Origin of the sequence: Pseudomonas sessilinigenes (assembly GCF_003850565.1) — a bacterium.
Classification (GTDB): domain Bacteria; phylum Pseudomonadota; class Gammaproteobacteria; order Pseudomonadales; family Pseudomonadaceae; genus Aquipseudomonas; species Aquipseudomonas sessilinigenes.
The window spans coordinates 4,433,496-4,451,104 of record NZ_CP027706.1 but is presented as its reverse complement, the minus strand read 5'-3'; the positions used below and the strand labels follow the sequence as shown (position 1 = coordinate 4,451,104).

At 63.5% G+C, this 17,609-nt stretch carries 15 protein-coding genes; 9 read left to right on the top strand and 6 right to left on the bottom strand.

The annotated features are described in order from the left end of the window. Positions 1-279: 279 nt before the first annotated feature. From C4K39_RS20615 to C4K39_RS20585, 7 genes are all read left to right on the top strand, one after another. Entirely contained in the window at positions 280-936 is a 657-nt protein-coding gene (locus C4K39_RS20615) for a DedA family protein (protein WP_068579694.1), read from the top strand. 5 nt (positions 937-941) lie between these two features. Continuing rightward, positions 942-1,754 carry a M90 family metallopeptidase gene (locus tag C4K39_RS20610; protein WP_124347285.1) on the top strand — a complete coding sequence of 271 codons (813 nt, stop codon included), beginning with the start codon at positions 942-944 and terminating at the stop codon, positions 1,752-1,754. Positions 1,755-1,925: 171 nt separating this feature from the next. Beyond that, the gene (gene ppa, locus C4K39_RS20605) at positions 1,926-2,453 is read left to right on the top strand and encodes an inorganic diphosphatase (RefSeq protein ID WP_068579703.1); all 528 of its coding nucleotides are present in this window, start codon (positions 1,926-1,928) and stop codon (positions 2,451-2,453) included. Positions 2,454-2,886: 433 nt separating this feature from the next. Beyond that, positions 2,887-3,351, top strand: coding sequence for a hypothetical protein (locus C4K39_RS20600; RefSeq protein ID WP_225926545.1), 465 nt, complete (start codon positions 2,887-2,889; stop codon positions 3,349-3,351). A 175-nt stretch (positions 3,352-3,526) separates the two neighbouring features. Then, positions 3,527-4,702 (top strand): GGDEF domain-containing protein, encoded by a 1,176-nt coding sequence (locus C4K39_RS20595; RefSeq protein ID WP_124347284.1) that lies wholly within the window; start codon positions 3,527-3,529, stop codon positions 4,700-4,702. A 140-nt stretch (positions 4,703-4,842) separates the two neighbouring features. Continuing rightward, the gene (locus tag C4K39_RS20590) at positions 4,843-5,214 is read left to right on the top strand and encodes a cytoplasmic protein (protein ID WP_068579033.1); all 372 of its coding nucleotides are present in this window, start codon (positions 4,843-4,845) and stop codon (positions 5,212-5,214) included. A 10-nt stretch (positions 5,215-5,224) separates the two neighbouring features. Next, positions 5,225-5,674 (top strand): DUF3828 domain-containing protein, encoded by a 450-nt coding sequence (locus tag C4K39_RS20585; protein WP_068579036.1) that lies wholly within the window; start codon positions 5,225-5,227, stop codon positions 5,672-5,674. Positions 5,675-5,780: 106 nt separating this feature from the next. On the opposite strand, the gene C4K39_RS20580 is transcribed toward C4K39_RS20585, so the two are convergent. The 6 genes from C4K39_RS20580 to C4K39_RS20555 are packed head-to-tail and all read right to left on the bottom strand — an operon-like array spanning position 5,781 to position 16,004. Then, positions 5,781-6,596, bottom strand: coding sequence for a YfaP family protein (locus C4K39_RS20580; RefSeq protein WP_124347283.1), 816 nt, complete (start codon positions 6,594-6,596; stop codon positions 5,781-5,783). Positions 6,597-6,599: 3 nt separating this feature from the next. Beyond that, positions 6,600-8,243 (bottom strand): DUF2300 domain-containing protein, encoded by a 1,644-nt coding sequence (locus tag C4K39_RS20575; RefSeq protein ID WP_068579041.1) that lies wholly within the window; start codon positions 8,241-8,243, stop codon positions 6,600-6,602. Position 8,244: 1 nt separating this feature from the next. Continuing rightward, the gene (locus C4K39_RS20570) at positions 8,245-12,822 is read right to left on the bottom strand and encodes an alpha-2-macroglobulin family protein (RefSeq protein ID WP_083235619.1); all 4,578 of its coding nucleotides are present in this window, start codon (positions 12,820-12,822) and stop codon (positions 8,245-8,247) included. Further along, positions 12,819-13,478, bottom strand: coding sequence for a DUF1175 domain-containing protein (locus tag C4K39_RS20565; RefSeq protein WP_124347282.1), 660 nt, complete (start codon positions 13,476-13,478; stop codon positions 12,819-12,821). Before C4K39_RS20565 ends, C4K39_RS20570 begins: the two co-directional genes overlap by 4 nt. Further along, entirely contained in the window at positions 13,463-15,175 is a 1,713-nt protein-coding gene (locus C4K39_RS20560) for a DUF2138 domain-containing protein (RefSeq protein ID WP_068579046.1), read from the bottom strand. Before C4K39_RS20560 ends, C4K39_RS20565 begins: the two co-directional genes overlap by 16 nt. 37 nt (positions 15,176-15,212) lie before the next feature. After that, on the bottom strand, positions 15,213-16,004 hold the full coding sequence (locus C4K39_RS20555) for a YfaP family protein (protein WP_124347281.1): 792 nt from the start codon (positions 16,002-16,004) through the stop codon (positions 15,213-15,215). A 445-nt stretch (positions 16,005-16,449) separates the two neighbouring features. Between C4K39_RS20555 and C4K39_RS20550 the strand changes: the two genes are divergently transcribed. Both C4K39_RS20550 and ispA read left to right on the top strand, forming a co-directional pair. Next, positions 16,450-16,692 (top strand): exodeoxyribonuclease VII small subunit, encoded by a 243-nt coding sequence (locus C4K39_RS20550; protein WP_068579050.1) that lies wholly within the window; start codon positions 16,450-16,452, stop codon positions 16,690-16,692. After that, positions 16,689-17,576 (top strand): (2E,6E)-farnesyl diphosphate synthase, encoded by an 888-nt coding sequence (gene ispA, locus C4K39_RS20545; RefSeq protein ID WP_124347280.1) that lies wholly within the window; start codon positions 16,689-16,691, stop codon positions 17,574-17,576. The genes C4K39_RS20550 and ispA overlap by 4 nt, the downstream gene beginning before the upstream one ends. Positions 17,577-17,609: the final 33 nt, after the last annotated feature.

Genomic DNA, 17,609 nt, shown 5'->3' with positions numbered 1-17,609 from the left:
CGCGTATCGACTGGATAAACGCAGCGCTCTGAAGTCCCTCGCGCCTACCCTGTCCTTAACTGATCGGCATTAGTCCCCGATCCCAGACTGCGGAGTCTGTCAGCGTGCCGACAGGTTGCGGATCGACATGTGCCGCTACAATCTGAACACGCATTTCACCTCCCAGCCTTTATAATGCCGACCTTTTCCGCTTCCCAGAAAAGTCGCACACCCTTTAAGTCCTTTTCTCAAAGCTATCGCACAGGCCTGCCGAGCCAGGCCACCACTACAGGTGCCTCAATGGATTTCAACCCGATCGACCTAATCCTTCATCTCGACGTCTATCTCGACATGTTGGTGACCAACTACGGGCCCTGGATCTACGCCATCTTGTTCATGGTGATTTTTTGCGAGACAGGACTGGTGGTCACTCCCTTCCTGCCAGGGGATTCACTGCTGTTCATCGCCGGTGCGGTAGCGGCCGGTGGCGGCATGGACCCGGTATTGCTGGGCGGGCTGCTGATGCTTGCGGCGATCCTGGGCGACAGCACCAACTATGTGATCGGACGAACGGCTGGGGAGCGTTTGTTCAGCAACCCCAATTCGAAGATCTTCCGTCGCGACTACCTGCAGAAAACCCACGATTTCTATGAAAAACACGGTGGCAAGACCGTAACCCTGGCGCGCTTCCTGCCCATCATCCGGACTTTTGCGCCCTTCGTTGCCGGCGTCGCCAGAATGCCTTATGCACGTTTCTTCGCCTTCAGCGTGGCCGGCACCATCCTCTGGGTCGGCGGCCTGGTGACCCTGGGTTATTTCTTCGGCAACGTACCGTTCATCAAGAAAAACCTGTCGCTGCTGGTGGTAGCCATCATCCTCCTGTCCCTGGTACCGATGATCATCGGTGTGTTGCGCAGCCGTTTCGGCCGTAACGCGGAAAAAGCCGAGACCCGCTGACCAGCATGTGGTCCTTGAGCGCCTGGCGCCGCAAGCGCCGCCTGGCCAAACATCCGGTCAGCGACCAGACCTGGCAGCAGGTCCGCCAGCAATTGCCCTTCCTCGACGGCATCAGTGCCGCCGAGGACCAGTGGTTGCGCGAAGCCAGCGTGCTGTTCCTGGACGACAAGCACCTGACAGCCCTGCCGGGAGTCGAGCTGCACCAGGAACAGCGCCTGCTGCTGGCCGCCCAGGCCCAACTGCCGTTGCTGCACCTGGGCGACCTGAACTGGTACCAGGGTTTCCACGAAATCATCCTCTACCCCGACGATTTCCTCAGCCCCCAGCGCCATCGCGATGCCAGCGGTATCGAGCACGAATGGGACGGCGAACACAGCGGCGAAGCCTGGCAACAGGGGCCGGTCATCCTGGCGTGGCCCGGGGTTCTGGCCAGCGGTGGCTGGGAGGCCTACAACCTGGTCATCCACGAACTGGCCCACAAGCTGGACATGCTCAATGGCGATGCCAACGGCCTGCCGCCGCTGCACAGCGACATGCGGGTCAGCGACTGGGCCCAGGTCATGCAAAGTGCCTACGACGACCTCAATCGCCAGCTCGATCATGATCCGGACGTCGAAACCGCCATCGATCCCTATGCCGCGGAAAACCCGGCGGAGTTCTTCGCCGTGACCAGCGAGTACTTCTTCAGCGCCCCGGACCTGCTGGTGGCGGCTTATCCGAAAGTCTACGAGCAACTGCAGCTGTTCTATCGGCAAAATCCACTGGCCAGGCTGCAGCAACTTCAGGCGCATGATCCGGTCTATCAAGCGCAACACTAATGTCTTGCCGGGCCATTACGTTGTTCATCTGAAGACGTGCCAGCAAGACACTGCAACCGGGGACCTACGACCCCTGGTACGTGGCATCGGTAGCGGAGTGTGTCTATAATCGCCGCCACTTTTTGGTCAATCCGGCCAAGTCATTTGGTCAACTAACGGGGGCAATGCCCAATGAGCTACAGCAAGATTCCGGCGGGCAAAGACCTGCCGAACGACATCTACGTCGCGATCGAAATCCCGGCCAACCACGCGCCGATCAAGTACGAAATCGACAAAGACAGCGACTGCCTGTTCGTTGACCGTTTCATGGCCACCCCGATGTTCTACCCGGCCAACTACGGCTTCATCCCCAACACCCTGGCTGACGACGGCGATCCCCTGGATGTGCTGGTCGTGACCCCATACCCAGTGGCTCCAGGCTCGGTGATCCGTGCTCGTCCGGTCGGCATCCTGAACATGACCGACGACGGCGGCGGCGACGCCAAAGTGATCGCGGTTCCTCACGACAAGCTGTCCCAGCTGTACGTGGACGTGAAGGAATACACCGATCTGCCACCGCTGCTGCTGGAGCAGATCAAGCACTTCTTCGAGAACTACAAGGACCTCGAAAAAGGCAAGTGGGTGAAGATCGACGGTTGGGGCAACGCTGATGCGGCCCGTGCCGAGATCCTGAAGTCGGTTGCTGCCTACAAAGGCTAAGAAGCCGCTACAAGCTTCGAGCGACAAGCTTCAAGAAAAGCCCCGAGTGATCGGGGCTTTTTTGTATCTGCCAGCACCCACACGGGTCGCTTGTCGGTGAAGAGGCCCACCCGGCCATGCATCCTGCAACAGCCTCCTGGGCACTATTTTCGCCCTCAAGGCCTCTGGATCGCGCTTCGCACTGGGAATTCCCGGCGAACATGCGTATGCTGCGCCCCATCTTTGCGCATCGGCCCTCCAGCGGCCAGATCGCCCGGCAAAGCGGATGATTTTCCCGCCTAGCCCCACAGCCAGCCGCAAGAGCTGGGTGTACGTTTTGCAGGCTGGTGCGGTTTACCAAAAATAAGCCAAGCCAGTCCCCGAGAAGCCGGCCACAAGCCGGCTTTTTAATACCTGGAATCCAGGTAGCGCTCCCCCAGACGACAGGTGCAGGATGCACGACCCACGCAAATGCTCTTCCCCTCGCAATCCCAAGTACCTGGGCTCGGCCACTATCAAAGGCCTGCTTTGCACATTGATCGTCCTCGGACTGTCCGGTTGTGTCGGCGCCTGGGTAGATATGCCTGAGAAGCAGGAATCGACGACAGTGGCTTACCAGCAGCTCGTCAAGAACGGGACTCCCCCCGTAATCACCCACACGGAGAAGACCTCGCCCCAACGCCGATGGTGCGGCACCACGATCTGGGCGGTCATTCTTCCCATCCCCTTGAAACTACCGGTTTGCGAGTCCTACGACAGCGCCATTTCCTACGGTAATGATGCGCACGGGACACCAACCCCGTTACTGCGCTCCAGCCAGACCCTGGGCTCGACGTTCCATGCCTGTGGCCCATTGATGTTCATGGCTCCCATCCTCCACGGCTACCAGGGCAATGCGCTCTGCGGGACATTCAGATAAGCCCCTGCCACTCGCGGCATTCCCGCCATGCAAGGCCAGCCATGACCGAACTCACCAACTGGCCTGCACCGTATCTGCGGGTGATTTTCAGTTCTTGCACCAACGTTCCACAGTTCTCGTACAATCCCGCCCATTAATGGCAATTTGCCGCAACCGGCTCACGAGAACTCAGGACATGGCTCTGCACATCCCCACTTTGCTCGTGGTGTCTGTGTTCATCTTCTCCTTGATGGGGCTGCTGACGTTTCATGCCTGGCTGCGTGAGCGCCGCGAACGGCCACTGGCCTACCTGGGCGGCATGATGTTACTGGCGGCGATTGGCATGGTGCTGGTGAGTTGGCGCGACCAGGGGGTGGACTTCGTGCCGAAGATCCTCGGCAACATGGTCCTGCTACTGAGCGCGGCGCTCAACTGGACGGCGATGCGGGTCTTCGCCGGGCGTGCGCCCCATGCACTCGGCCTGCTGGCCGGCGCCGGCCTCTGGCTGGCACTGTGCATGATTCCGGCTTTCTACCACTCGATGACAGTGCGCGTTACCGTGTACTCGCTCCTGGTCGGTGGCTATGGCGCGGTGACAGTGCTGGAGTTCTGGCGCAGCCGGCAAAGCCTCGAGGTAGCCTGCACCCCAGCTCTGGTGCTGACGGTGCTGCACACCGTTTTCTATATCGTGCGCAGCATCACGGACCAGGGCGTGGGTATGTCCCAGGCCCTGAAAGGCCAGGGCGTGGGGGTTCCGTTTTTCTCGTTCATGCTGTTCGAAGCGATGGTCTACGTGATCGGCATTGCCTACGTGACCCTGGCCATGGTCAAGGAGCGTGTCGAGCTGCGCTTCAAGGCGGCGGCGTTCTGCGATGCCTTGACCGGCATCGGCAATCGGCGGGCCTTCATGGTCCATGGCGATCACCTGCTGCTCAAGGGCCGGGACCAAGACAAACCGGTCGCCCTGCTGCTGTGCGACCTGGACAACTTCAAGCGCCTTAACGATGCCTTTGGCCATCAGACAGGCGACCAGGCCTTGATTGCCTTCAGCCAAGTGCTATCGCAGACCCTGCGCAAAGACGATGTGTTCGCTCGCATCGGTGGGGAAGAGTTCGCCTGCCTGTTGATCGATACCGATGAAGAAGAAGCGGTACAGGCGGCCGAGCGGATCCGTGAGTCCTTCGCCCACCTGCCACTGCTGGCTCCGGGGCTGCTCAGCGTCAGCATCGGGGTCGTGACCAGCCAGGCCCTGGGCTATGACCTGTCGCGCCTGCTGTCCCAAGCCGACGAGGCGTTGTATGACGCCAAGGACAAGGGGCGCAATCGAGTGCATACCCGGTCCTGGCGGGCCCCTGCGCGACAGTTGGGCTGAGGCTTCGTAGTCCCCCGCAACGCCCGCCCAAGATCTGTGAACCACCGCCCAAAGCCCAGCAACAAGGCATTTCGCCAGTATTTCCGAGCCGCTTCGGCACGCATAAAATCGCCGCTCTCAGGACTCTCGGATGACAAGGAATGTGGAATAAAGAAGCCGCTATCAGTCACTTGAACAACCACGCCCACGCCGGTAGTACCGGACGCTGTGCGGCCTACACGCGCCAGGCGATCGAAGCCGGCGGTGGTGGCGTGATCCTGCACCGCAGGCACTCGGCCAAGGACTTTGGCTCATCGTTGACCGCCGTGGGTTTTGTCGAGCAACCAGCCGGCCAGGCGCCACAAGCTGGCGACGTGGTGATCATCCAGCCCATCCCCGGCCACCCTCACGGCCACATGGCGATGTTCAACGGCAAGCTCTGGGTGTCAGACTTCAAGCAGATGCACGGTTTCTACCCTGGGCACTCCTATCGGGTACAGAAACCTGAATACAAAATCTACCGTCATCCGTAAGGGGCTCACCATGAGAATGCTCTTCTGTTCGCTGCTCGCGGCCATGGCGCTGCACCAGCCCTTGGCACTGGCCGATTGCGCCAGCTCGCCCAAGCCGGCAACCCAGGCGTTTTACAGCTGGTACCTGCAAACCTACAGCCAGGACAAGGACCCGGTGACCGACAATGCCGCCGAGATGAAGAAGTACGTCTCGGAGTCGCTGGTCGCCAAGATCAAGAAACAGATGGCCAGCCCCGATGGCCTGGAAGAGGACTATTTCCTCAAGGCCCAGGACTACATGGATGAGTGGCTGACCCAGATCCAGGTCAGCGAACCGCAGATCCAGGGCTCCACCGCCAAGGAGCAAGTGACCCTGGGCAGCACCCCCGACACCACCCAGGTCGTCGATGTGCGCATGGTCAAGGACAAAGGCTGCTGGAAGATCGACGAAGTACTCTCCACCGCCGACCAGAGCGACTGATCCACCCTCCCCTCATCGCCTGGCCAGCATCATCGCTGGCCGGACATGACCGCGGCCCCAGTGGCTATTTCCCTGCCGATGAACGCTGGTTCATGGCAGGGATCGATCACGGATAGCTGAAGCTGCGTACCAGGGTCAGTTCCCCTGGGGCACGCATCGGCACGATGAACGATTCACTCTTCTCATTCGCCGTCCCCTCCTCGGTGATCACCGTCACCTGGGCGCTGGTCAGGGGCTGCACGGCGTTATCCTGGCCGCCATCCCCGTCGTCGTCCGAGCGATAACCGCCACCGTAGTAGTTCACATACACCAGGTACTGGCCCTTGAGCGGTGCAGGCATGGAGAAGATCTCCGGGCCATAGCCGGTGGTCACGTCCACGTCCAGCGCCGCGCCATTGGGAGCCACTCGGTCGCCGTACCAGATATGCGCACCATCCGGAGTCACCAAGTGCAGGTCCAGGTCAGTGTTGTCGCTGTCCCAGGACAACAGCACCCGCAGCTTGGGCGGCGTGGTGCCACCACCGGTATTGAGGAACTGCACGCGCTTGCGCTGCTGGCCATCGGGGCTGCGTACTTCGACGCTATTGCTACCGTTGGGAAACGAATAGGGTCGGTCGAAACCGCCATCCTCGTCGACCTTGAGCGGCATGCTGATGCCATTGATGATGAGCTTGCCCGGCTGCGAAGCCTTGGGCGAACCCTTGATCTGGCCACGGATACGCGCGGTATCGGCCTGGCCTTGCGGGGTGTTCACCGACGAGGCCGGATAATTGACGCTCTGGCGATACTGCTCGCCGTCGTCGGCGCGGGTGCGCCACCCGCCTTTGGGGGTGTCGAGCTGGATGCCGCTGTCGGCCAGGGCCGCGGGCAGGCTGAACATTCCACAAAGGAACAGGAGCACAGGGGTAGCAGGAAATTTCATGGCCTATTCCAATAAAAGATGGCGGGCAAGCCCTTCGATGTAGGTTTCATCCTGGCCATTGGGATGGGCTTCAAAGGCCAGGTGCAGGTATTCATGGGTCAGGTCGAGGCGGTCCTGCAGCGACAGCACGCCACGCACGTAGATCCGTTGCCGTTCGCGGTCCACATAGGGCCGACCGAAGCCCAGGCGACAAACCGCGAACTGGCTGATTTCGTTGTAGCCCACCTCTTGCTCCAGCGGTTGGCGCCAGCGCCGCCGCTGCTTCATCAACCAGTCCTGGGCCGCTGGCAAGGGCTCGCAGGACGCCACCGGGTTGTCCCAGCGACTGAGGCTGGCACGTGGGTAGGCATGCAACAGGATGGCGTCGTAGCGTTGGCCAGCGCCGGCCTGCTCCACGGCCTGCTGCCAGGACAGCTTGTCCGGTGCCTGCAAGTCCGAGTGATAGGTGACCTGGGTCCCCGCCAGCACCAGCCCATCGGTCCAGGCGGCAACCGCCCGGGCCTCGGTGGTCGCCGGACGCGGGGCGACCCGCTGGCGGCTGCTGCTGTCGTCGATGCTCAGGCATTCGCCACTGCGCTCGGCGTTCTGCAGCAGGTAGGTACGGATCGCCACCGCCAGGGCCTTGGCCGCTTCCCGTGGCTCGCTGCTGGCTTCGCGCTGCAATACCCGGGCTACGTACTCTTCACGGTCCAGGCGCGCCACCAACCGTTGCGCCAAGCCCTCCTGTTGCAGGAACAGCTCGCCGGCGCTGTGGATATCCAACTGGTTGCCGTTGGCAAACACCACCCGGTAATCCCCTTGCAGGGCACCGGGCCCGACCGGCTGGCCATTGCGGCTGACGCTTTTCAGCGGGTAACGGGAGAACAGGCTGACTTGCACGCAACGATCCTTGTCCACAGGCGGATTGTCCGGCAGCACCTGGTCCAAGGCCTGCGCGTAGTCCTTCAACACCCGCTGGCTGGTGCCACGTCCGCCGACCCACAGCGGTGTACCGTCCACCAGCCAGCCGGCAAAGCCGCCTTGGCGCGACTGCGGATCATGCTCCGCCAGCCAGCTCCAGGTCTTGACCCGCAACCGCCCGCCGAGGGCGCCCACCACACTGCCGTCACCGGCGTTGAGCACCACATCCAGCAGTACCCGGCGAGCGGTGTCCTGGGCCGGTAGTTGGGCAAGCACCTGCAGCAGTTGCGCAACGGGCACCCGGGTTTGGGGTTGCAGTCGGTCCAGGTCTTGCAGCCAGTCGGGGGCCTGTCGTGCCTGCCAGTAATCGCGCCATTGCCCAGCCGACAGCTGCAGGCGCGCAGGCTCGAAGTACAGGCCGCAGGAACGTACCAATGCCTGATCCCGGGCAATGCTGCCGCCTGCCGAGCAACAGTACACCTCGTCCCTGGACTTGCCCTGGCAGGCGTACGCCGGCTCCTGGGCGCCGGTGTCCACCAGCCAGGCATAAACGAAGAGTTTCCAGATGCTGCCCAGGGGCGCCTGCAGTTCTGGCGACAGGGGCTCACGCGCCACAACCTGGGTCCTGGAAAGACTCACCAGCTCACTGTCCGGAGCGGTTTTCCAGGCCAGGTGCAGAGGCTCGTCCTGGGCCGTCGCCAGCCCAGGAAGCAAACACAAACACAGCCAGGTCCAACGTCGCAGCATGTTACTTGACCGAAACCTGGCCCAAGGCCGGAGTACGCTCCTGGGCCTGATGCTCCGGTGCATAGACCTGGTAGAAGCGTGCCGGCGGCAGGTTGAACTGGCCTTTCTGGGAGAAACGGACCAGATGGCGCAGGCGTACTTCGCTGCTGTCGTTCAGCGCATCCAGCGGCACCCGGTAGCTCATCTGCCCCGGCTCGGCACGGGCCTTCTCCAGCGATGCAGCTTCGCTGCCCGCAGGGCCGGCCAGCTTGATACCCCAGGTAGTGCGCTCCACGTCGGCGCCCGGCGGCAGCGGTACCTCCAGCATGCCGTACAGCAGCGGCCGCTTGCCTTCGTTGGCGATGATCACCTCATCCAGGTACAGGCCATCGCTGGCGATCGGCTTGTTGCCCACCGGTTCCAGCTTGAAGGTGAAGGCCTCGTCTCCTGGCACCAGGCGCAGCAGGCGCCGAGTGATATTCACCGGCGCAGGCGTGCCACCCTCGACCTTGCTCAGGTAGCTCAGCGACGCTTGCAGTGGACGCTCCGGTACGGCATTCAATGCCAGCACCGCAGGCGGTTGCGCGCCCTGCCACTGCCAGTAGCTTTCGCCGCTGGCGCCCTGGCGCTGCTTCCAGCCCTGCCCCGGGTTCAACGCCACGGCCGGAGCCGATTGAGCCACGCTGCGTTGCAGCCAGGTCAGGGCCAAGGCCCGTTCCAGGGTCGATTGCGATGGCAGCAGGCGTTGCAGCAAGGCCCGCGCAGCCGCTTGATCGAATGGCTTGAGCGACAGGTTCAAGGCTTGGGCGAACGGCTGGGAACTGAGCTCCACTTGCTGTTGTGCCGATTCCAGCTGGGCGACGAACGCCGGCGGTGGCGTGACCTTGGCATCCCGTGCCAGGGCCGCCGCCAGCACCCGGGCACTGGCCAGGCCCAGGGCGGAATCAGGATCATCCATCACCAGGCTGGCGCTATCGTCATCCTGCACGCTGGCTTGCGCACCCTCCCCGGCCTTGGCCAGGTCGTCCATCAGGCCGCTGACCAGGGTATTGATCGGCAGTTTCATCTCACGGGCGAAAGACAGGATCAGCGCCCGTTGCAGCAATGGCGTATTCCCGGCCTGCTTGGCGTAGACCTCCAGGACCCGCTGCCAGTGCTCCGGTGGCAGGTTCAGGTCCATGACCTTGCTGGCGTTCCAGTCGGCGTAATAGGCATAGGCCGTGAGGAAGGCATCCGGGTCGGCGTCCTCGCCCCACCAGGTGAATGCCGCTTCCGGCCCGGCCATGTGCACCAGGCGCAGGCGGCTGTTCTGCATCATCAGGCGCAGGCGATCACGGATCTGCGGATTGCCCGCCAGTGCCGGATAGGCAACGCTCAGCGGCAACAACTGGCTGGCCGTCTGCTCAACACCGCCATAGGGGTACTCCAGCAGATCGTCCAGGGCCGTACGGAACAACGCCTGTGGGCTGTCATCCAGGCGCAGGCGGATCTCCCCGGCATCGGCCGGCAGGCCCAGTGGCGTGCTGGTGGTCACCACATCCAGGCTCTGGGTCTGCACGGTCTGCCAGCCAGCGGCGTTGCTTGCCAGGCGCACGGCCAGGGTGTCGACGGTCTTGCCGCCCTGCACCAGCTCGGCGCTCCAATCGCCATTGCCCGGGGCAATGGCCGGCAGGGCCACGTAGTTGATGCCGTTATTGAGGGTCACCGGCAGGCGCTGGGACTCACCGGCGTAGTGCACCACCAGCTCGGCCTTGACCGGCTGCTCGGCCTGGCTGAACGCAAAGACCCCGAGGTCCGGTTTGTCGCCATTGCGGAAACGGGTCGGGCCGCTCCACTTCAGGTACAGGGCCTTGTCGGAACGCACGAACTGCTTCTTCTGGCCCACCTGGCCATCGTCGGCGATGGCCCGGGCGGTGATGCGCCAGCGGGTCAGCGAGTCGGGCATGCGGAAGGTGAAACGTGCCTTGCCGCTGCCGTCGGTCACCAACTCCGGCTGCCAGGCAGCGGTGTCGACGTCTTCGCGGCGCGGACGCTCCAGGACCTTGACCCCACGCTCGCTGCGATTGGCCTTGCCCGGCGCCGTCGGGCTGCCCGGCAGGGCCACGTCGTAGCTGATGAACGACAGGCTGGCACTGGTGCGCACGTTGTTGCGCCGTGGATGGTAGAAGAACTGATCGATGCTCGGCGCCACTTCCGGCTGCAGCGCGTAGACCATTTCGTCCACCACGCTGACCGTCAGGTGGGCCGGCACCGGCTTGCCGGCGAACTGGGTGGAGAGGTCCACGGTGACGGTGTCACCCGGCTGGTATTTCTCCTTGTCGGTCTGGATGGCCACGTCGATCTGCGGCGTCAGCACCTTGATCCCAGCGTTCTGGAAGCTGTATTCGCCACCCTTGGTGTAGAGCACGGAGAAGGTCAGGTTCGGCGCGAAGCTGTCCTTGACCGGCACTCGGGCGCGGTACTGGGTCGGGCTGAGTTTTTCCACCTTCAGCCAATCACCACCCTGGGACAGCAGTGCCGTGCCCTCGACCTTGTCACGCTCCAGCGACAGCAGCGCGTCGTTGATCGGCTCGGGGAAGGTGATCAGCGCCAGGGCTTCATCGCCAGCCTTGTACTCGGGCTTGTCGAGGACGATCTCCACGGTACCCGGCACGGCCTTGACCCCTTCGCCTGTAACCGAATGGCTGGTGCCCCCCACGACCCGGTCATGCTCGTCGCGCAGGGTCAGGTTGTAGGTACCGGGACGTTCGAAGGCCAGGGCGAAGCCGCTGTCGCCAGCGGCCAGCTTGCCCTCGCCGGTGGACTGGTCTTCCATGCGCACCCAGCTGTAGCGGCTGGGCAAGACGTTCTTGCTCTGCTCGCTGGTGTTCTGGTTGGCGTAGCTGAACTGCACCTTGTCGCCCACCGCGCTGAAGCGCTGCGGGGCGCTGAGGCTGAAGCTCGCGGCGCCACGCTCGATGAGGATTTCCTTGGTGGTCTTGACCCGATAGGCGGCGCCATCGCTGGCGAACACGGTGAGCATGTAGCGGCTGGGCTTGTCCGCCGCCGGCAGATCGAGGCTCGCGCTACCCTTGGAGTCGGTGGTCAGTTCGGCGCTGGTCAGTTCCACCGGGAACTGGCCCATGTACTGCAGTTCGTTGTCCACCATGGACAGCTGCTGGGCCCGCAGGCTCAGTTGCAGGCGCGCATTGGCCACCGGCTTGCCATCAGGATAGAGCAGCACCAGGTTGCCCTTGACCGCCTCGCCGGTCTTGAAGTCCGGCTTGGCCAGGCTCAGGGACACCTCGAAGTGCGGCTTGATGTACTCGGCTACGCGAAAGGCGCTGCTGTAGACCTGGTCCTTGTAGCGCAGGCGCAACTCATAACCGCCCGCCACCGCATTCTCCGGCAGCTGGAAGCGGCCCTGGGTACCGGACTTGGAGTCCAGGTTCAGGGTCAGGTTCTGCAGGGCGGTGCCTGCGGCATCCAGCACACTGACATTCACCGTACCGGCACCGGGCAACACCGAGTCCCGGGCGTTCTTGAACTCGCGACCGACGACCTTCAGCGATACCCAGTCGCCCGGACGGTACAGCGGCCGGTCGGTGAAGGCATAGAGCTTGGTGTCGTAGATCTCGCTGTCGTAGTAGAAGTTCTCGGAGACGAACACCCCGCCTTCCTGGTCTTCACCGATCACATAGGAACGCTCGGGGCTGACGTGCTTCAAGCGCACCAGGCCCTGCTCATCGGTGGCGCCGCTGTTCATCACGCCCAGGCCGTCGGTCCACAGCACATTGACCTTGGGCACCGAGTTGCCTTCATGCTTGCCCGCTGCCCAGACCAGCAGCTCGTCACCGGCAATCTTGCTCACCGCCACGGTATTGGAGACGAACACCATGGTGGTGGCGCGGTACTTGCCCACCAGGGCTTCGACCAGGTACAGGCCTGGCTTGAGCTGCCCCAGGGGAATGTAGACGTTGCCCGGGGCGACGTTGATGAAGTCACTGGAAGACCCGGCCAGGTTGACCCCGGCCGGCGGCTGGATCGGCTTGGCCTGCCACAGCGGATAGCGGAACTGGGTCACCAGCGGCAAGCCCGGGACCAGGCCAAACTGCGGCTGGGCGTCATAGGGCGTCGGCGCCAGCAACGAGTTGCCGACCTTCAGCTCCGGAACCTCTTCGGTCACCTGCTTGCGCGACTCGTAGGAGAAGGCGCGTTGCATCACCCGGCGCGACTTGCGATACCAGTTGTCCCAGAGGTAGGCCAGGGTGTTGGACAACCCTTCGCCCTTGAACTGGCCATCGCTGACCACCCGATGCAGGTTCTTCTGGCGCTTGAGGAAGTCCAGCGGCTGGTTGATCCGGTAGACCCGGATGTCCGCGCCGCCATAGGGCTCCATGCGAAAACGCCGATAGTCGCGACCCGGGGCCTCGAGGCGCACCATGGCCTGCTCGTCGCTGGCAAAACTGCTGTCGGACAGCAGGAAGAAACTCTCCCCGGCGACCGCTGCGTAATCGCTGGCGGGCACGGAGTCCTCGGCGTTGACCAGGGCCACGGGAGCCACCAGGGTCAAGGCCAGGGTCAGGCGAAACAGAAAACGGGACATACGCGATTCGCTCATTGGGTGAGGAAGTTCAGTCGATAGATGCCGATGAAGTTCGGGTTGGCGGGGTCGGGTATCCATCGGGTGTCCTTCCATGTCATCAGTTGCTGCACGCTGGCCGAGCGCATGCCGTTATCGGTGGGGGTGGTGGTGCCGGTGTGATAGGCAATGTTGCGGCCCATCCAGATCATCAAGTGCTGGTCGTCGCCCTGGTCGAAGAACAACAGGTCGCCGGGGCGCGCCTGGCCCAGGTCGCGGCTCACCAGATGGCTGTTGAACTGGATCAGCTTGATCGCATTGACGTAGGGGCCGACCTTGCCGCCGCCCTGCTGCCACTGCTGGGCCAGGGCGCGCTGGCCTTCGCTCAGTTGCAGCTCCGGGGGCAGGTAGCGGTTGGACAGGCCATTGGCCCGCAGCCATTTGCTGTCGTGGTTCTTGAGCGCTTCATTGGCGGCAAAACGCACCAGCCCCGCGCAGTCCTGCTGGTACCAGCGCGGGCTCGGGCCCTGGCTCAACTGCTCCTGGGCGATGCGCACGAACCAGGCACGAAACACCTGGGACTGCTGCACATCCAGCGGCGCAACCGTGGTCGCGCCCACTGCACTGCTGAGCAGCAGGGCCAGCAGGCCAAGACGGTTCAGGCCATGGCGCAAGGCGTTCACAGGGCTTGCCATTGCAGCGGCAGCCATTGCCAATGGCCATTGGGCTCGCTGCCTTCGGGCAGGGTCAGGGCGTATTTGCCATAACCGCCGAGGGTGCGCAGCTTGGGCACCAGGTAGGTCTGCGCGGCGTTGTTGAATACCGGCTCCATGTCCTGGGGCAGGCTGTCGAAGGTTTCCTGCTGGATCAACTGCGCCAGGGACTGAGGCCCCAGGTAGATCGGCATCAGGGCATTCTTCGGCGCCACGTCGGCCAGGGGCGGGAAGCGCTTGTCCAGGGTGCCCAGGGCCTTGGTCACCAGCTTGTCATCCAGGGAGAACACCAGGGTCGAGCCATGGCGGGCCAGGCTGACCTGCATGAAGGCGCGGCCAGTGATGGCTTGCGGGTCCTTGGCCTGCTTGGCCGGGTACGGGCCGAAGTTCGAGCTGACCTGGCGCTGCCACTGGTGCACGTTGCCGTCCTGCTGCTCGACCACCGGGAAGATCCGCTGCGCCACCTTGCTCTCGCGGGAACCCACCATGGAGCCGAACAGTTTGCCCAGGTCGGCGTCGAGCTTGGCGCTGTCCTTGTCCTTGAGGCTGGCCACCAGCAACGGCGTGTACAACCGCGAGTCGGCGTACCAGCACAGTCCGGCGCTGCCGGACATGTGTTCGGTCAGGGCCTGGGCCACCGACTCCTCGGCGCCGAGCTTGACCAGCAACGGCTTCTGTTGCTGCGCCGCCAGGGGCAGCGCCACGCAGGCACTGGCACCCATGGGCATGGCCTGCCAGATCGGCTTGAAGTCGAAGTCCGGTTGGTCTTCTTGTTCTTCCATGGCCAGGTAGCTGTGCCAGCCCTTGTCGTCCATGTCGAAGCGCAGGCCAGCGAAGTTGGGGATAAAGCGCTGGTAACCCATGGCCAGGACGCTGGAGTTGACCGCCAGGCGCTGCTGCACCTCAGGCTTGCGCGCCTCCAGGCCAAAGGCCTCGGGAAACAGCTTGTCGCCGTTGAGCAGCGCCTCCAGGGCCTTGGTGGAAACCGCGCCATGTACATCGCTGACGCCAGAGTCCAGGTCATACAGCTGGGTCGGGTTGGACAGCACCACCAGCTTGTCGCCATGGGAAGCGAAGGCCAGGGACTTGTTGGCGTTGAAGTTCAGTTGGTACAGGGTCACCGCATCGCCGCCGACCTTGAGCTCCGCCAGCTTGCTCAGCTGGCTGTCATCCAGGGCAGCCTTGGCCAGGGGCTCGAGCAGCTTGGCCAGGCCGCCACGGTCCATCACCAGCAGGAAGTCCTTGAGCCGGCCGTCGACGCCGCGCCACAGGGCGATGTCCGCTGGCTGGTCGAGCAGTTGCTCGATCAGGTTGTCCTGCAGCTTCAGGTCATGCTCGTAGATGATTCGCCGCAGGCTGCCGATCAGGCCCAGGCGGTCGGCATGGGCCTGGTAATAGAAGACGAAGTCCTCGGTCAGGGTTTCACGCAGGAACGGTACGGCCAGCAGGTCCTTGGGCAACTGCGCCAGGGAGTGGGTCTCCAGCAGGCCATCGGGGCGGCTCAGGCCCAGCTTGTCGCCGGGCAGCTCGGCCACCGAGGTCTTGGGCTTGCAGCCCACGCCGGTGGCGACGGCCGCCGCCAGGCACAGGCCCATGACCAGGGCTGGCCAGCGCCGCTGGCTGCCGGGTTGTTCAGTGCCGGGGACGCCGGCCGCCGGGGATGCTGTGTTTTCGCTCATGATTCACAAAGCCCAATTCATCCGTGGTGCGGGATGTTCAATAGTTGAAAGACTTGACCAGCAACAGGTCGCCGATGGCCCGCATGGGCACGATAAAGGTCTCGCGTTTCTCATCGACGGTGTTTTCGTTAAGGATCAGGTTGATCTGCGAGGTGATCACTTCGTTCTGGTTGCTGCCTTCGTCGAAGTTGTAGCCACCACTGCCGAAGTTGCCCCAGTAGTTGACGTAGATCAGGTAGGTACCGCGCAGCGGCGCGGTCATGGTGAACATCTCCGGCCCCGGGCCATCGACCCCGTCCGGGTCCAGGCCACCGCCATTGGTCAGGCCCGGATGGCCGAAGTACGCATGCTGGCCATCGGGCGTGATGATGTGCATGTCCAGCTCGGCCTTGGGGTCGTCCCAGCCGAGCACCACGCGGATACGTGGCGGGGTCTTGTTCGGGTTGGATTCGTAGAACTGCACGCGCTTGAGCGACTTGCCCTCGGAGCTGCGCACTTCGACGCTGTTGGAGCCAGCACCAAAGGCATAGGGACGACCGAAGCGCCCCTGTTCGTCGGTGTAGAGATTGAGCGGATTACCGTTGACCGACAGGCTGTGGGGTTGGCGCAAATGGCCAATGGCCTTGAGCTGGCCCTCGATCATGGTGCGGTTGCGCTGGATGCCGCGATCGATGGGCGGTGTCGGATAGGCCACGCGGTCCTGTTCGGTGCGGTCGAGCAACCCGGAATAGCGCCAGCCGCCCAGGGGCTCCTGCAGCTCGGCCGAAGGTTCGGCCCGTGCGCCAACGGACACCAGCAGGGTCAACAAAAGGAAGGATAGAGCGCGCATGTAGTGCGTCCTGCCATGCATGGGAAAACCCTGGCGCCAGATCCTCGGCGCGGCTGCGAAACATTCGGAAGGTCGCCCAATGATGATGGGCGCTCAAAGGGCGCAGATTATCGATTTGCCGTCTGTTGCACAATTGGGGAAAAGGGATTTTGCGAGGGAGTCGGCATCGGCCTGGAAGCCACGCCAGCCGTGCCATTACGGTGACATCACCCTTCAAGAGCAAGGGGGTAAACACCTCAATATTTGCGTCACTTCGCCTTCGCTCCCGGATGCTGCCCGCCCTCGTATCCGGCCCATCCCGCAAGGTTTCATCCTGCCGCTCGGCAGCGGATTTTCATCCTGTGCGCACTGGCCTGCCCAGCGTGCCAGCGAGCGCTTCTCATTTGCCCGAAACCCCAGTGTCTGCTAGTGTCGCGCCGGTTTAACGTCACCCGGGATAGCCGCCATGGCCCGCAAAAAAGCTGCCTTAGATTTCGAACAATCCCTCGCCGACCTGCAAACCCTGGTCGAGCGTCTGGAGAACGGCGAGCTGTCGCTGGAAGACTCGTTGACCGCCTTCGAACAAGGCATCGGCCTGACCCGTGATTGCCAGGCCGCCCTGGCCCAGGCCGAGCAGAAGGTGCAAATCCTGCTGGAGCGCGATGGCGAGCTGGCCGAGCAACCCTTTTCGGCGGAACAACCAGAATGATCGCCACCTACCAGGCCAACTGCCAGGCCCGTGTCGATGCGGCGATGCAGTCGCTGTTCAGCGCGCCCAGTCCCGAACTTGCCCGCCTCTATGAGGCCATGCGCTACAGCGTGATGAATGGCGGCAAGCGCGTCCGCCCACTGCTGGCCTACGCCGCTTGCCAGAGCCTGGGCGGCAAGCCGGAGCAGGCCAACGGTGCGGCCTGCGCGGTGGAGCTGATCCACGCCTATTCCCTGGTGCACGACGACCTGCCGGCCATGGACGACGACGATCTGCGCCGCGGCCAGCCCACTACCCACAAGGCGTTCGATGAGGCCTGCGCGATCCTCGCCGGCGATGGCCTGCAGAGCCTGGCCTTCAGCGCCCTGCTGGACCCGCGCCTGAGCGATGCCAGCGCCGAGATCCGCCTGCACATGGTCACCACCCTGGCCCAGGCCGCAGGCCCGGCGGGCATGGTCGGCGGCCAGGCCATCGACCTTGGTTCGGTGGGGCTCAAGCTCGACCAGAAGGCCCTGGAATACATGCACCGGCACAAGACCGGCGCGCTGATCGAAGCCAGCGTCATCCTCGGTGCCTTGGCCAGCGGCCGGGCCGAAAAGGATGAACTCAAGGCCCTGCAAACCTATGCCCAAGCCATCGGCCTGGCGTTCCAGGTCCAGGACGACATCCTCGACGTCGAGAGCGATACCGCTACCCTGGGCAAGCGCCAGGGTGCCGATATCGCCCGGGACAAGCCGACCTACCCGGCGCTGCTGGGCCTGGCAGCGGCCAAGGAGTACGCCCTGGAACTGCGAGACCAGGCCTTGCATGCCCTGCGTCCGTTTGACGCGGCAGCCGAACCCTTGCGGGAGCTGGCGCGGTATATCGTCGAACGCCGCAACTGATCGAAGGCCGGGCAAAGGACCGCATATCGGCCA